We start from the raw sequence: 15,795 nt of genomic DNA on the forward strand, positions 1-15,795 counted from the left end.
CCGTGCCCGATCTCGACACCGTCGTCCGGGAGATCTCCGACGAGATGGCCCTGCGCTCCGACCGGGGCGCGGTAGCCGATTACATCCCCGAACTCGCCCACGTGGACCCGAACCAGTTCGGCATCGCGGTGATCGATGCCGACGGGGCCGTCACCGTCGGCGGCGACAGCGAGACGCCGTTCTCGATCCAGAGCGTGTCGAAGGTGTTCACGCTGACCCTGGCGCTCGGCATGGTGGGTGACCGGCTGTGGAAGCGGGTCGGGCGCGAGCCCTCCGGCAACCCGTTCAACTCGATCGTCCAGTTGGAGCGGGAGCGCGGGGTGCCGCGCAACCCGTTCATCAATGCCGGCGCCATCGCGGTGACCGACGTGATCCTCTCGGGTCATGCGCCCCGGGAGGCGTTGGGCGAGATCCTGCGTTTCATGCAGTTCCTGGCCCAGGACCCCACCATCACCATCGACGAGCAGGTGGCGGCCTCCGAGAAGCGCACCGGCTTCCGCAACACCGCGCTCGCCAACTACATGAAGTCGTTCGGCGTCATCGAGAACCCGGTGGACTACACGCTCGGCGTCTACTTCCATCACTGCGCCATCGCGATGACCTGCCGGCAGCTCGCCATGGCGGGCCGGTTCCTGGCCCATAACGGCCGCAACCCGTCGACCGGGCACAACGTCGTCTCGGCCGAGCGGGCGCGCCGCATCAACGCGATCATGCTGACCTGCGGTCACTACGACGGCTCGGGCGAGTTCGCCTACCGGGTCGGCCTGCCGGGCAAGAGCGGCGTCGGCGGCAGCATCCTGGCGGTGGCCCCCGGCAAGGCCTCGATCGCGGTCTGGTCACCCGGCCTCGACGCGGCGGGCAACTCCCATCTCGGCCGCGTCGCCCTGGAGCGCCTGACCCAGCGCATGGGCTGGTCGGTGTTCGGGGCGTGACCGACACCTTGCGCGGAGGCGCCTTCCGCGGCACTGCGCCAGCGTGGTGCTGCGGCGCCTGAGGCAGGACCAGGCACATGACGACGAGTACGGCGGCGCGGACGTCGGGTAGTGATCTTGACCCCGGCGCCATCCTGGCCCGCCTCGACCGGCTGCCGCCGACGCGCACGATCTGGCGTTTCGTCGCTCTCCTCGGCCTCGGCTTCTTCTTCGAGCTCTACGACCTGCTGTTCACCGGCTACGTCGCCCCGGGGCTCGTGAAGGCCGGGATCCTCACGCCGACCACGCCCGGGCTGTTCGGCGCGAGCGGCGTGGCGAGCTTCGTGGCGGCCCTGTTCACCGGGCTGTTCATCGGAACCCTGGTCTGCGGCTGGCTGGCCGACCGGTTCGGGCGCCGGGCGATCTTCACGTGGTCGCTGCTGTCCTACACCGCCGCCAACGTCGTGATGGCCTGCCAGACCGACGCGTTCGGGCTCAATCTCTGGCGGCTGATCGCCGGCATCGGCCTCGGCCTGGAGATGGTGACCATCGGCAGCTACCTCTCGGAGCTGGTTCCGAAGGCGATCCGCGGCCGCGCCTTCGCCCTGTGCCAGGGCATCGGCTTCACCGCCGTGCCGGTGGTGGCCTTCCTGTCCTATCTGCTGATCCCGACGGCGCCGCTGGGGATCGACGGCTGGCGCTGGGTCGTGCTGATCGGCGCCACCGCGGCGATCGGGGTCTGGTGGCTGCGCGCCGGCCTGCCGGAGAGCCCGCGCTGGCTGGTCGAGCGCGGGCGGCTCGCGGAGGCCGACGCGGTCCTGCGGCGCCTCGAAGGCCAGGTCGCCGCCGAGTACGGCCGCCCCCTGCCGTTGCCCGCAGCGCCGGAGCCGGTGCAGCGGCGCGGCGCCTTCGGCGACCTGTGGGTGCCGCCGTACCGCCGCCGGGCATTCATGATGGCCGGCTTCAACGTGTTCCAGACGGTGGGCTTCTACGGCTTCGCCAACTGGGTGCCGACCCTGCTGGTGGCGCAGGGCATCACCATCACGTCGAGCCTCGCCTACACGGCGCTGATCGCGCTGGCCGCCCCGGTCGGGCCTCTGATCGGCCTGGCCATCGCCGACCGGTTCGAGCGCAAGCACGTCATCGTGGCCGCAGCCCTCGTCTACATCGCCTGCGGGCTGACCTTCGCGCAGACCCGCGACGTGTCGGCAATCATCGCGCTCGGGATCGGCCTGACGCTGGCCTCCAACGTGATGTCGTACAGCTTCCACGCCTACCAGGCCGAGCTGTTCCCCACCGGCATCCGCGCCCGGGCGGTGGGGTTCGTCTATTCGTGGAGCCGCTTCTCGGCGATTTTCACGGGGTTCGTCATCGCCTTCGTGCTGCGCGAGGCCGGCACCCCGGGGGTGTTCCTGTTCATCTCCGCGGCGATGCTGGCGGCGGGGTCGCTGGTCGGGCTGCTGGGACCCCGCACCCGCGACGTGGCGTTGGAGAAGATCGCGGGGTGAGGGCGCATGCCTGCGAGGGCCATGCGTGCTCGCGTGACGGTATGATCGAACAGGCGAAGCCTCGGATGACGGTCCGCATCGACGTTGCGACCACGTCCGAACCGGATGCCCTGGTTTGTGGGCCGGCGATCGACCTTGATGCCGTCGAGGTGTCCCACCCCGTCATCGTGGTCGAGGGGCTCTCACCGGGGATCAAGTCGGTGGATACCGAGGCAAAGCGCGTCGGCTATTTTTAAATCGCCAGCGTCGCGCACGACCTGATCATCGATCCGGTCAAGCGTCTGATCGCTCACCACAGACGCGCCTTGGAACGCCCGATCGAAGCCCGCATCGGAAGCCGAGGGCCCCTCGCTCCGACCCCGCTCGGCCTGAGCCTGTCGGTGGCCGAGCTGTTCGCCGATCTCCCGCCCCCGCAGCGCCCGCGGCTTGATCCGATCCGAGGCGGATGTCACAGCGGCGCAAACGCGAATCAGGACACCCGGATGACCACACCCCTCGATCTCCTCGTGCTCGGCAACGCCATCGTCGACGTGATCGCCCGCACGGACGACGCCTTCCTGGACGCCCAGGGGGTGACCAAGGGCGCGATGCAGCTGATCGACGAGGAGCGGGCGGAGACGTTGTTCGCTGCGATGGGCCCGGCCACGATCGTCTCGGGCGGCTCGGGGGCGAACACCGCGGTGGGCGCGGCCCTGCTCGGCGCCAAGACCGGCTTCGTCGGCAAGGTCCGGAACGATGAGCTCGGCGGCCTGTTCGGCCACGACCTCAAGGCCACGGGCGTCGGCTTCACGGTGCCGCCCGCGACCGAGGGGCCGGCCACGGCCCGCTGCTTCGTGCTGGTGACGCCCGACGGCGAGCGCACGATGAGCACCTATCTCGGCGCCTGCCAGGGGCTGAAGCCCGAGGACGTGGACCGGGCGCTCGTCGCCTCGGCCCGGGTGGTCTATCTCGAAGGCTATCTGTGGGACCCGCCCGCCGCCAAGGATGCGTTCCGCAAGGCGGTCGAGATCGCCCACCAGGCCGGCAACGCGGTGGCGCTGACGCTGTCGGACGCGTTCTGCGTCGGCCGCTACCGGGACGAATTCCTGGGCCTCGTGCGCGACGGCAGCATCGACATCCTGTTCGCCAATATCGGCGAGCTTCAGAGCCTCTACCAGACCGACGATCCCAAGGCCGCCGTGGCCGCCCTGCGCGACGAGCGCAACGCCCGCGGCAGGCACCTGCTCGGCCTGGTCACCCGCTCGTCGGACGGCGCCCTGGTGGTGCAGGGCGGGGAGGTCCGGTCCGTCGAGGCGAGCCCGGTCTGCGAGGTGCTGGACACGACCGGGGCCGGTGACCTGTTCGCGGCCGGGTTCCTGGCCGGGCACGCCCGCGGCCTCGACAACGTCGCCAGCGCCCGCCTCGGCACTTTGGCGGCCGCCGAGGTGATCCAGCACATCGGCGCGCGCCCCCAGGCCGATCTGGTCGGCCTCGCCAAGGCGCGCGGCCTGCTCTGATCCGGCGCTTCAGGCGGCCCGCACCGTCGCGAGGAAGCGTGTCACCTCGCTCCGGAGATGCTCGAACCGGAGCGACAGCTCGGACGCCGAGCTGAGCACTTGGTCGGCCGCCGTCCCCGTCTGATTGGCGGCGTCCGCGACGCCGGAGATGCTGCTCGTCACCTCGCCGGCGCTCGACGCCGCCTCGGTGACGTTGCGGGCGATCTCCCGGGTCGCGGCCCCCTGCTCCTCGACGGCGGCCGCGATCAGGGTCGCGACGGCGCTGATCTCCTGGATCCGCCCGCCGATGCGGCCGATGGCCGAGACCGCGTGGTCGGTCGAGGCCTGGATCCGCCCGATATGGCCGCCGATCTCGTCCGTGGCCCGGGCGGTCTGGCTCGCCAGCTCCTTCACCTCGGCAGCGACCACGGCGAAGCCGCGCCCGGCCTCGCCGGCGCGAGCCGCCTCGATGGTCGCGTTGAGCGCCAGCAGGTTGGTCTGTCCGGCGATGCTGGTAATCATCGTGACCACGTCGCCGATCCGGGCGGCGGCACCGCTCAGCTCTTGCACCAGATGAGCCGTTGACGCGGCGTCCTCGACGGCGGCCTGGGTCAAAGCCGCGGCGCTCGACACCTGACGGCCGATCTCCTGGACGGAGCTTTCGAGTTCCTCCGCCGCGGAGGCCGCGGTGTTGACGTTGGCGGCAGCCAGTTCGGCCGCGCTCGCCACCCGCAGGGATTGGCTGGCGGTGCCGGAGGCCGTGCTGGTCATGGTGGCGGCGGTGGCCTGCAGCGCCGCGGACGCCCCCGAAACCGTCCCGATGATGCCGCCGACGGACCCCTCGAAGGCGTCGGCGATGTGGCGCATGCCCGTCTTGCGCTGCTCCTCGGCGTCCGCCCGGGCGCGCGCGGTTTCCGCCTCCAGCGCCTGAGCATGGATCAGGCCGTCCTTGAACACCTGCACGGACGCGGCCATGGCGCCGATCTCGTCGCGCCGCGCGGCGTGGGGCACGGCGACGGTCAGATCCTGCGCCGCCAGCCGCGCCATGATCCCGGTCATGGCCCGGATCGGACGGGCGACGCCGTGCAGGATCAACCAGAGAGCTCCGGCCGTGGCGACCAGGCCCGCGATCAGCAGGGCGGCCGTGACGGTCCAGGCGGTCGCGTAGGCGTCCTCGGCCCGCCGCGTCGCGGCCTGCGTGCCGGTGGCGTTGACTTTGGCGAGGTCCGCCAGCGCCCCGAAGGCGTTCACCAGGGGCGTGCGGGCCGGCGCGATGGCGTCGCGGCCTGCATTGCGGTCACCGCGCCGGAGAGCCGCCACAATCGGTTCCCGAGCGGCGAGATAGGCCTGCCAACGCGCCTCGAACGCATTCCACAGGGCGGTCTCGTCGGCGGATCCGATGTGAAAGCGGTACTGCCTGAACTTCTCCGGGATGGCCGCGTCCATCTCGGTGAATTCGGTGTCGAGGTCGCGGTTTTCGGCGCTTTCCTCGGCGATCACCCTGCGGATCGTGGTGGTGTGATACCGGAGTGCCAGGAACTGAAGCTCGTCCAGCTCGCGATTCTTCACGTTCCAGACGTCCCGCATCTCCCTGGCCGAGTCGTGAACCGCCTTGATGCTCACGATGTTCGATAGGGAATTGGCGATCAGAAGGATGAATCCGACGAACGACGCCAAGAACAACCGAACAGTGATGCTGCGCCCCAAGTTCATCTCGCGGCCTCTCCAAGCCAATGGCTCGAACCTTAGCGCAGGAGCGTGACAACAAGGTTTCAGCGTTCGCTGCGTCGTCCAACCAACAAGCCGCCAAGAGCGCAGATACGGGACAATAATCTTCGCGGCGCTCGCCTTATAGCCTGGATCGCCTTGCCGATTCCAATTTTAAGGCGAGGATCCAACGGATCAGGGTTGCAGCAGCACCTTTCCCATCGCAGCCCGGCGGGTCAGCAGCCCGAAGGCCTCCGGAAACTTGGCCAGCGGGTAGGTACCGTGAACCTGCGCGGTAAGCTTGCCCTCGGCGACCCAGGCCAGCAGCCGGCGCTGGTCGGCCCGGTGCGCCTCCGGCTCGCGGTCGAGGAAGGCGCCCCAGTGCACGCCCTGCACGTCGAGTTCCTTCAGGAGCATCAGGTTGAGCGGCAGCCGCGGGATGCCGCCGGCGGCGAAGCCGATGACGAGGTAGCGCCCACGCCAGGCCAGGGCGCGCAGGGCCGGCTCGGCGTAGTCGCCGCCGACCGCGTCGTAGACCACGTCGACCCCGCCGCCGCTGATCCGGCGCAACGCGTCCTTCAGGGTCGCGGGATCGTAGACCAGCGTCGCCTCGGCGCCGTGGGCGCGGGCGACCGCGAGTTTTTCCTCCGAGGAGGCGCAGGCGATCACCCGGGCGCCCATCAGCCGGCCGAGTTCCACCGCGGCGAGGCCGACGCCCCCGGAGGCGCCGAGCACGGCGAGCCACTCGCCCGGCTGGATGCGCGCCCGGTTGACCAGCGCGTGCAGCGAGGTGCCGTACGTGATGGTGAGCCCGGCCGCCTGCGCGTCCGGCACGGCCTCCGGCACCGGCGTGAGCTTGCCGGCATCGACGGCGATCAGCTCCGCGCAGCAGCCGTATCCGGCATGGACGATGACCCGGTCGCCGACGGAGACGCCTATGGCGCCCTCTCCCAGCGCCTCGACCACCCCGACGCCCTCGCCCCCCGGCGAGAACGGCAAGGGCGGCTTCACCTGGTAGCGGCCGGCCACGATCAACGTGTCGAAGAAGTTGAGGGCGGCGAGCCGGATCCGCACCAGGGCCTGCCCGGGGCCCGGCACCGGATCGGGGCGATCCACGATCTCCAGCTGCTCCGGCCCGTCGAGCCTCGTGCACAGCAGCGCCCGCATCCTGTCCTCCCGGTTGGTGTCTTTCGCTCTGTGAAGGCCCGGACCGGCGGCGGGGTCAAGCCGTCCCGATCATCTCGCGGATGCGGGCGCCCAGAACCTCGACTCCGAACGGCTTGGTGATCACCTGCATGCCGGGGGCGAGCGGGCCGTTGCCCAGCACGGCGTGCTCCGCGTAGCCGGTGATGAACAGCACCTTGAGGCCCGGACGCGTGACTCGGCCGGCCTCGGCCATCTGCCGCCCGTTCAGGCCGCCCGGCAGCCCGACATCGCTGACCAGTAGGTCGATGCGCACGTCGGATTGCAGCACCTTGAGGCCGGCGACGCTGTCGGCCGCTTCGATCGCCGTGTAGCCGAGATCCTCCAGCACCTCGGTCACCAGCATGCGTACGGTCGGCTCGTCGTCGACCACCAGCACGGTCTCCCCCGGCGCCGCCCGGGCCGGCGCGCCGAATGCGGCGTGCGGGTCCTCCTCGGCCACGGCGCCCCGGTGTCGGGGCAGGTAGAGGCAGACATCGGTGCCGCGGCCGAGTTCGGAGGCGATCCGCACCTGGCCGCCCGATTGCTGGGCGAAGCCGTAGATCATCGACAGGCCGAGGCCGGTGCCCTGCCCGATCGGCTTGGTGGTGAAGAACGGCTCGAACACCTTGCCGACGATCTCGGGCGCCATGCCGATGCCGGTATCGGCGACGCCCAGCAGCAGGTACTGGCCCGGCGGCAGGTCGTGGCACCGGGCGGCGCGGGCGTCGAGCCGGGTGTTGGCGGTCTCGATGGTGATGCGGCCGCCCTCGGGCATCGCGTCCCGGGCGTTGATGCACAGGTTGAGCAGGGCGTTCTCGAGCTGCGGCGGGTCCACCAGGGCCGGCCACAGGTCCGGGTCGGCCGTCACCGCCACGGTCACGGCGGGGCCGACCGTGCGGCGGATCATTTCCTCCGGGCCGGCCACCAGACGGTTCACGTCGGTGGGTTTCGGGTCGAGGGTCTGCCGGCGCGAGAAGGCGAGGAGGCGGTGCGTCAGGGCGGCGGCGCGCTTGGACGCGCCCTGGGCGGCGCTGATGTAGCGGTCCACATCCATGAGGCGCCCTTGGGCCAGCCAGGTCTGGATCAGCTCCAGCGAGCCGGAGATGCCGGCGAGCAGGTTGTTGAAGTCGTGGGCCAGACCGCCGGTGAGCTGGCCGACCGCCTCCATCTTCTGCGATTGCCGCAGGGCCTCCTCGGCGGCGGCCAGGGCGTCGGCCCGCTCGCGCTCAGCGGTGAAGTCGCGCCCGACCGCGTTGATCACCCCGTCGCCGGGCCGGGCCGCCCAGGTGATCCAGCGGTAGCTGCCGTCCCGGTGGCGGTAGCGGTTGTCGAAGCGGGCCTGGCTGCGCCCCGCGGCCAGTTGCTCCCCGCCCGCGGCGGTGCGGCCCAGGTCGTCCGGGTGGACGAAGCCGATCAGGTTGGTGCCGACGAGTTCGTCGGCCCGCCAGCCCAGCACCTCCGTCCAGGCCGGGTTCACCGCGGTGATCGTCCCGTCGAACAGGCACCGCAGCATCATGTCGGAGGAGAGGGTCCACAGGGCGTTGCGGTCGGCGGTGCGCTCCTCGACCTGCAGGGCCAGGGAGGCGTTGAGGTCGCGCAGTTCCGCGAGCGCCGTCTCCAGCCGGCCCCGGCTCTCCGTGAGGGCGGCGTCGGCCATCACCCGGCCGGTGGTCTCGTTGGTTAGGATGAACAGGCCCGCGACCGCGCCGTCCGCGTCGAGCACCCGCGAATATGAGAAGGTCCACCAGGTGTCCTGCGCGCCTCGGTCGGTGTCGAGCCGCCACGGCAGGTCGATGAACCGCTCGGGCCGGCCCTCCATGGCCGCATCGATGATCGGCTTGGCCTGCGCCCAGCCATCGGCCCAGACCTCCTCGAACCGCGCGCCCATCGCCCAGGGCAGCCGCGGCCCGAGCAAGGGGACATACGTGTCGTTGAAGAAGAAATGCAGATCCGGCCCCCAGGCCAGGATCATCGATTCCGGCGAGTTGAGCACCAGCGACAGGGCCGCCCGGAGCTCCGCCGGCCACGTCGTGGGCGGGCCGAGGGGGTGGCCGGACCAGTCCCGCGCACGAATCATCCGCGCGGCCTCGCCGCCGCCGGAGAGGAAGGCCAGGGGGTCGGTCACGGGATGATGGTCATCTGCATCATGGGTGTTGCCGCGTATGACCGTCTTCGACCGTGCTTCCAAGGCGTCTGGACTTGCATTGAAGATCGCCCGTCATGACCCACGTTCAGCGCTTCCGTCTGACCGAAGATAATGCTGCGGCCCACGCAGCGGCGGACCAGTTGTTCGCGGTGGTCCGGCGCGCACTCGAGATCGTCCTGCCCCTCGAGACGGAGATCCTGCACGTCGGCGCCACCGCCATACCGGGCTGCTTGACCAAAGGAGATCTCGATATCGTGGTGCGTGTCGAGCGGCAGGCCTTCGCCATCGCTGAACATTGCCTCGCGGCACGCTTCACACGCAACGGCGGGTCGGTCCGCACCGATGACTTCGCGGCGTTCCAGGATGACGGCTGGACGCCGCACCTTGGGATCCAACTCACACTCAAAGGCGGCCCCTTCGATGTATTCCACCGTTTCGCTGCGGCCCTGCGCGCCGATCCCGAACTGGTAGCCCGCTACAATACTCTGAAGCGCGCCCACCACGATCACCCGATGACGGTCTATCGCGCCGCCAAAGACGCGTTCATCGGCGACGTCCTGCAATCCTGCCCGCCGTCTTCGTCGCGCGACGACGGTTAGAGCGCTCCCCGCCGAATTGGATACCGGTTCGCCGAAAGCGAGGGCGCCGAATCGAGGACCGAGAGCCGGTCCCGGGGACGGCGCAGGCCAGACGACCTCAATGCGCCTCCTGCCAGTTCCCCGCCGCGTTGGCCTCCACCACCAGCGGCACCCGGAGCGTCAGGGCCGGCGCCGGCGCCTCCTCCATCACGCCGCGGATGATCGGGATCGCGCGCTCGACCTCGTCCTCGGCGGCCTCGAAGACCAGCTCGTCGTGGACCTGCAGCAGCATGCTGACCTTGAGCTTCTGCGCGGCGAGGGCCGTCTCCATCCGGGTCATGGCGCGCCGGATGATGTCGGCGGCCGAGCCCTGGATCGGGGCGTTGATCGCCTGGCGCTCGACGCTGGCGCGCTCGGACGGGTTGTTGGAGCGGATCTGCGGGTAGTGGCAGACCCGGCCGAACAGCGTCGTGACGTAGCCCTTGTCCCGGCAGATCTTCTTCGTGCTGTCGATGTAGTCTCGGATACCCGGGAACTGCTCGAAATACTGTTTGATGAACGCCGACGCCTCCTCCCGGCCGATGCCGAGGCGATCCGCCAGCCCGAAGGCCGAGATGCCGTAGATGATGCCGAAGTTGATGGTCTTGGCCCGGCGCCGCAGGTCGGGGGTCATGTCCTTGAGCGACACGCCGAACATCGCCGAGGCGGTCGCCGCGTGGATGTCGATGCCGTCCGCGAACGCTTTGCGCAGCTCCGGGATGTCGGCCATGTGGGCCAGGAGCCGCAGCTCGATCTGCGAGTAATCCGCCGAGATCAGCCGGTTGCCAGGCGCCGCCACGAAGGCCCGGCGGATGCGCCGGCCCTCCTCGGTGCGGATCGGGATGTTCTGCAGATTCGGCTCGGACGAGGACAGGCGGCCCGTGGTGGTAGCGGCCAGCGAGAACGAGGTATGGACCCGCGCCGTCTCCCGGTCGGCATGGGTCTGGAGCGAATCCGTGTAGGTGGATTTCAGCTTCGACAGCTGGCGCCACTCCAGGATCTTTTTCGGAAGCTCGTGCCCGGCCTGGGCCAGTTCTTCGAGCAGGGTCGCGGGTGTCGCCCACTGGCCGGAGGGCGTCTTCTTCGCCCCCGGTAGGCCCATCTTGCCAAACAGGATGTCGCCGATCTGCTTGGGCGAGCCGACGGAAAACTTTTCGCCGGCATCCTCCTGGATCTCCTCCTCCAGGCGGACCAGGATCTGCGAGAAGTCTCCGGACAGCCGGCTCAGCATCTCGCGGTCGACCCGGATGCCGCGCTGCTCCATCCGGGCGATCACCGGCAGGAGCGGCCGTTCCAGGGTCTCGTAGACCGCCACACGCCGCTCGGCGACGAGGCGCGGCTTCATCATCCGCCACAGGCGGAGCGTGACGTCGGCATCCTCGGCCGCGTAGGCGGTGGCCTTGTCGATCGCCACCCGGTCGAAGCTGACCTTGTTCCGCCCCGTGCCGGCCACGTCAGAGAAGGTGATCGGCTGGTGGCCGAGATGGCGGCGGGCCAACTCGTCCATGCCGTGCCCGCCCTTGCCGGCGTCGAGCACGTAGGAGATCAGCATCGTATCGTCGAACGGCGCGATCTCGATGCCGTAGCGGGCCAGCACGACCCAATCGTATTTGAGGTTCTGGCCGACCTTCAGCACCCCGAGATTCTCGAGGAACGGCTTCAGCCGGGCGATGGCCGCGTCGAGGGAGATCTGGCCGGGCACCGGCTCGGCCACGTCGGAGGCCGCCGCGCCCTCGCCGAACAGGTCGGTGGAATCGGCCTGCACCTTCGCGGCCTGGATATGGGCCAGTGGGATGTAGCAGGCCCGCCCGGTGGCGGTGGCCAGGGAGACGCCGACGAGCCCGGCCTTGTGCGCGTCGAGCGCGTCGGTCTCAGTATCGACCGCGACCACCCCGGCCTCCTCGGCCTCGGCGATCCAGGCGTCGAGCTGCTCCAGGGACGCGACGGTCTCGTAGGCGGCGGTGTCGAACGGCGCTACGGCCTCCGCGGCGCGGGCGGCGACCACGTTGCCCGGCGTCGCCTCGATCGGCGCCCGGGGCTTGGCCGGCGCGTCCGGCAGGTCGAGATCCGCGAACGGATCAACCTCGCCGCCCCCGGGTGGGGCGGCGCCCGGCGGCCGCTCGGCACCGGCCGCCGCGGTTTCGGGATCGGGCGGCACGGAATCGCCGAAGAACGGCACCGCGTCGCCGCCGCCGCCGCCGCCGCCGCCGGCGTTGCCGTAGCCGTGGGGCCTCGCCCCGGGCAGCAGCGCCGGATCGGGCTTTACCGCCTCAGGGTCGACATGCAGCATCTGGGCGATGCGGCGGGTCAGGGTGTTGAACTCCATCGCCTTGAGGAAGCCGACCAGCTTCTCGGGATCGGGCTTGGGCACCGTGAGGTCGTCCAGCGGCACCGGGACGGCGACGTCCTCCATCAGCGCCACCAGCTTGCGCGACAGCTTGGCCTGCTCGACGTTGGCCAGCAGGGTCTCGCGGCGCTTGGGCTGCTTGATCTCGCCGGCCCGCTCCAGCAGCGCCTCGAGGCTGCCGAACTCCTTGATCAGCGCCGCCGCGGTCTTCAGGCCGATGCCGGGCACGCCGGGGACGTTGTCGGAGGTGTCGCCGATCAGCGCCAGCGCGTCGCCGATCTGGTTGGGCTGCAGCCCCTCCCACTTGGCGATGATCGCCTCGACGTCGAGGTTGCGCTCGGGCCGATAGCCGGCCTTGCCCTTCGAGCCCGATTCGAAGTCGTAGAACCGGACCAGCGGCCCGACGAGCTGCATCAAGTCCTTGTCGGACGAGACGATGATGACGCCCGCGCCCCGGGCCTCCGCCTGCCGCGTATAGGTGGCGATTAGGTCGTCCGCCTCGTAGCGCACCAGCTCCACCGCGTGCAGGCCGAAGGCCCGCACCGCGTCACGCATCAGCGGCATCTGGCGCTTGAGGTCGTCCGGCGCGTCCGGGCGATGGCCCTTGTAGTCCGGGAACATCTCCTTGCGGAACGAGCCCTCGGACTTGTCGAAGATGATGCCGAGATGGGTCGGCATGATGCCGGCGGCGCCCTCCTGCAGGAACTGGGCGATCTTCGTGCAGAACAGCCGCACGGCGCCGGTGGGCAGCCCGTCCGAGGGACGCGAATTGTACTTCTGGTCCTGGTTGATCGACTGGAAATAGGCCCGGAAGATGAACGACGAGCCGTCGACCAGGATCACCTGATCGCCCGGGCCGACTTTCTTGGGACTTGCGGCGGCGGTCTCGACGGTCATGGGCGCTCGACTGTCATGGGCGAAGGCGTCTGGGGCGAAGGCGTCTCGGGGCGATCAGGGCGCGTGCGATCCAGCTCGGCACGGCAGGCCGCCATCGGAAAGGGTCATTCGTCGTGGACGGTGAGCCAGACGATGTCCAGAGTCAGGCTGTCGTAGCCGTGGTGATCGACGCTGCCAGCTCCCGCGATCAGTCGCCACGGCACCTCGGGATACCGGGCCCTCGCGGCAGCGCTCAGGCGTCGGCTCCCTCCAGTCACCCCGTCCAAACGCGAGTGCCGGGGATCAGCCGCGATGGCCGATCACGCCGCGAGTTCGCGGCCGATCTCCTCCACCCGGCGCAGGTCGTCCACGAACGCCGCGTAGGCGTCCGCTTTGGCCTCGTCGGGCAGGCGCAGCAGGTAAGACGGGTGGACCGTGATGAAGCCCTGAAAGCGGTTGTCGAAGCGGTCGAACCGGAACGGGCCGCGCGCCCGGGTGATCGGCACCGCCTTCCCGGTGAGCGCCAGCACCGCGGTGGCGCCGAGCGCCACCACGAGCTTCGGGGCCACGAAGTCGAGTTCTCGGTCGAGCCACCAGCGGTAGTGGCTGACCTCGCCGGCCGTGGGCTTCTGGTGGATCCGGCGCTTGCCGCGCTCCTCGAACTTGAAGTGCTTGACCGCGTTCGTGAGGTAGCTCGCCCCCCGGTCGATCCCGGCCTCCGCCATGGCCCGCGAGAGCAGTTGCCCGGCGGGACCGACGAAGGGGCGGCCCTGCCGGTCTTCCTGGTCGCCCGGCTGCTCGCCCACGAAGGCGATCGCCGCGCCGACCGGCCCCTCGCCGAGAACCGCCTGCGTGGCGCCCGGGACCAGCGGCTCGGTGCGCTTGATGATCGCGTTCAGTTCGTCGAGCGTCTTCGGGTCCTGGTCGGCCATGGCGGCGACGGCGCGGGCGGGTTCGCGGCGTGTGGGCAAGGTCGGCTCCCTCTCGATCATGGCTTCGGTCCGGCCCGCCGCCGCCCGGACGAGGGCGGGGATCGCGGCGGTCTCGGGCATGTTGCGCCAATACTTCTTGGGCATTTCCGCCCGCATGGCCTTCAGGTTGGTGCGCGCCGGGTTGAACGTGCTCTCGTAATAAGTCTGCCAGCCGGCCTCGAAGCCGTCGCCCTCGGGGAGCGCGGCCCGGTCCCCGGGCGGCCCGTAGGTCAGGGTGTCGGTATCCCAATGCGCCGACCCGTCCGGCGTTAGGATCGACCAGCGCATGCCGCGGAAACGCGCGACGAAGAACGGCGCGGCCGCCTCCAGGATGTGGTGATCGGGCTCGAACCACGCCACGAAATGCTCCCCGCCCGAATCCTCGGCGCGGCGGAAGCGCAGGAACGCGTGCATCTTGTGCAGGTCGCGCCCGATCGCCTTCGCCATCCGGTGGAGGCGGTGGACCAGGGGGTCGCTACCGACCTCCATCAGGTGTCGCTCGCCCTGGCAGACCCGCCAGATCAGGGCGTAGAGCAGCCCGTAGCGCTCCGGATCGCGGTGCGGGATCACCTGGGGGATCAGGCCGGCGACGGCTTTCGGCAGGGCGAGCGGACCGGCCGGAGCCTGGGTCGTCTCGGCGCCGAACAGGCCGGGGGAATCCGTCACCGACCACGTCACCGCCTCAGGCGGGAATCCTTGCGCGACGAGCCTGCGGGCGGCATCGCGGAAACCTGTGAGATCGGCGCCCGGGCGCAGGAGGATGCTCTGCGGTGAATGCGCATCCCCTCCTCCCGCAGGAGGAGAAGAGTCGGACGCACCTCCGGCCTTCATCAGAACAAGCTCAGCTGCCGGGCCGGTTCGACCAGCCGTTCGCGCAGGTCGGCTCGGTCGGTGAGCCCGACCGGGCGGTGGTCGGCCGCGATCAGGAACGGCCGGGCGCGCTTCAGCCCCGATGTCAGGCGGGCGACGTCGTCGAGGCGCAGGGTCGCGTGGCGGCGCGCCGTCACGATCTTGTCCACGGCCTTCGCGCCGAGACCGGGAACGCGCAGCAGCCACTCCCGGTCGGCCTTGTTCACGTCCACGGGGAATTTCTCGCGGTGCTTGAGTGCCCAGGCCAGCTTGGGGTCGATGTCGAGGGCGAGCATGCCGCCCTCTGAGGCGTCGGCGACCTCGTCGGGGGTGAACTCGTAGTACCGCAGCAGCCAGTCGGCCTGGTACAGCCGGTGCTCGCGCTGGAGGGGCGGCGGCTTCGGCGGCAGGATCGCCGACCCGTCCGGGATCGGGCTGAACGCCGAGTAGTAGACCCGCTTCAGCCCGACGCTGCCGTAGAGATGCGCGCTCTTGCGGATCAGGGCCTCGTCGGTGGTGGCGTCCGCCCCGACGATCACTTGGGTCGAGTGCCCGGCCGGGGAGAAGCGCCGCTTCTCGGCCTTGGCCTCGACGATGCGCTCGCCGATCTGCGCCATCGCGTTCTGGATCGCGGCGCCGTCCTTCTCGGGAGCCAACCGCTGCAGGCTCGCTTCGGTCGGCAATTCCACGTTGATGGAGAGCCGGTCGGCGTAGAGGCCCGCCTCCTCGATCAGCCAGGGGCTCGCCTCAGGGATCGACTTGAGGTGGATGTAGCCGGCAAAGCCATGGTCGCGCCGGAGCGACTTCGCCACCCGGGTCAGCAGCTCCATCGTGTGGTCGGGCGACTTGATGATGCCCGAGGACAGGAACAGGCCCTCGATGTAGTTGCGCCGATAGAAGTTCAGGGTGAGGTTCACGACCTCCTCCACGGTGAACTTCGCCCGCCGGACGTTCGAGGAGCGCCGGTTGATGCAATACGCGCAGTCGAACAGGCACCAGTTGGTCAGCAGGATCTTCAGCAGCGAAACGCAACGCCCGTCCGGCGTGTAGGCGTGGCAGATGCCGGCCCCGGTGGTGGAGCCGAGCCCGTCCTTGCCGGCCGCGCGCTTGGGCGCCGCCGAAGAGGCGCACGACGCATCGTACTTCGCAGCATCTGCCAGGATGCGCAGTTTCTTGGCCAGCGTTTCGTCCATCGAACAGACA

General features: G+C 70.0%; 11 protein-coding genes. 5 read left to right on the forward strand and 6 right to left on the reverse strand.

What is annotated here, in order from left to right; genetic code table 11:
- Positions 1 to 2: 2 nt before the first annotated feature.
- The 4 genes from ACYQPG_RS00265 (at position 3) to ACYQPG_RS00280 (ending at position 3,915) form a co-directional block, all read left to right on the forward strand.
- Positions 3 to 932 carry a glutaminase gene (locus tag ACYQPG_RS00265; protein ID WP_147909345.1) on the forward strand — a complete coding sequence of 310 codons (930 nt, stop codon included), beginning with the start codon at positions 3 to 5 and terminating at the stop codon, positions 930 to 932.
- Positions 933 to 1,009: 77 nt separating this feature from the next.
- Positions 1,010 to 2,419, forward strand: coding sequence for an MFS transporter (locus ACYQPG_RS00270; RefSeq protein WP_147940513.1), 1,410 nt, complete (start codon positions 1,010 to 1,012; stop codon positions 2,417 to 2,419).
- 65 nt (positions 2,420 to 2,484) lie between these two features.
- On the forward strand, positions 2,485 to 2,655 hold the full coding sequence (locus ACYQPG_RS00275) for a hypothetical protein (protein ID WP_461229952.1): 171 nt from the start codon (positions 2,485 to 2,487) through the stop codon (positions 2,653 to 2,655).
- Between the two features lie 246 nt (positions 2,656 to 2,901).
- Positions 2,902 to 3,915, forward strand: coding sequence for an adenosine kinase (locus ACYQPG_RS00280; RefSeq protein WP_461229953.1), 1,014 nt, complete (start codon positions 2,902 to 2,904; stop codon positions 3,913 to 3,915).
- Positions 3,916 to 3,924: 9 nt separating this feature from the next.
- Here ACYQPG_RS00280 and ACYQPG_RS00285 read toward each other — a convergent pair whose 3' ends face one another.
- The 3 genes from ACYQPG_RS00285 to ACYQPG_RS00295 form a co-directional block, all read right to left on the reverse strand.
- Positions 3,925 to 5,607: a methyl-accepting chemotaxis protein gene (locus ACYQPG_RS00285; RefSeq protein WP_461229954.1), complete on the reverse strand. Its 1,683-nt coding sequence runs from the start codon at positions 5,605 to 5,607 to the stop codon at positions 3,925 to 3,927.
- A gap of 189 nt (positions 5,608 to 5,796) precedes the next feature.
- A complete protein-coding gene (locus ACYQPG_RS00290; protein ID WP_461229955.1) occupies positions 5,797 to 6,768 on the reverse strand; it encodes an NADPH:quinone oxidoreductase family protein in 972 nt (323 codons plus the stop codon).
- A 55-nt stretch (positions 6,769 to 6,823) separates the two neighbouring features.
- Entirely contained in the window at positions 6,824 to 8,911 is a 2,088-nt protein-coding gene (locus ACYQPG_RS00295) for a hybrid sensor histidine kinase/response regulator (protein WP_461229956.1), read from the reverse strand.
- Positions 8,912 to 9,006: 95 nt separating this feature from the next.
- Here ACYQPG_RS00295 and ACYQPG_RS00300 point away from each other — a divergent pair, with 95 nt between their 5' ends.
- Positions 9,007 to 9,531 (forward strand): GrpB family protein, encoded by a 525-nt coding sequence (locus tag ACYQPG_RS00300; RefSeq protein ID WP_147909339.1) that lies wholly within the window; start codon positions 9,007 to 9,009, stop codon positions 9,529 to 9,531.
- A gap of 97 nt (positions 9,532 to 9,628) precedes the next feature.
- On the opposite strand, the gene polA is transcribed toward ACYQPG_RS00300, so the two are convergent.
- The 3 genes from polA to ACYQPG_RS00315 form a co-directional block, all read right to left on the reverse strand.
- Positions 9,629 to 12,793, reverse strand: coding sequence for a DNA polymerase I (gene polA / locus ACYQPG_RS00305; protein ID WP_461229957.1), 3,165 nt, complete (start codon positions 12,791 to 12,793; stop codon positions 9,629 to 9,631).
- A 299-nt stretch (positions 12,794 to 13,092) separates the two neighbouring features.
- A complete protein-coding gene (locus ACYQPG_RS00310) occupies positions 13,093 to 14,574 on the reverse strand; it encodes a UdgX family uracil-DNA binding protein (protein WP_187278517.1) in 1,482 nt (493 codons plus the stop codon).
- The gene (locus tag ACYQPG_RS00315) at positions 14,574 to 15,785 is read right to left on the reverse strand and encodes a putative DNA modification/repair radical SAM protein (RefSeq protein ID WP_147909337.1); all 1,212 of its coding nucleotides are present in this window, start codon (positions 15,783 to 15,785) and stop codon (positions 14,574 to 14,576) included. The genes ACYQPG_RS00310 and ACYQPG_RS00315 overlap by 1 nt, the downstream gene beginning before the upstream one ends.
- Positions 15,786 to 15,795 lie beyond the last annotated feature (10 nt).

It is taken from the genome of Methylobacterium sp. CM6246 (assembly GCF_054818005.1).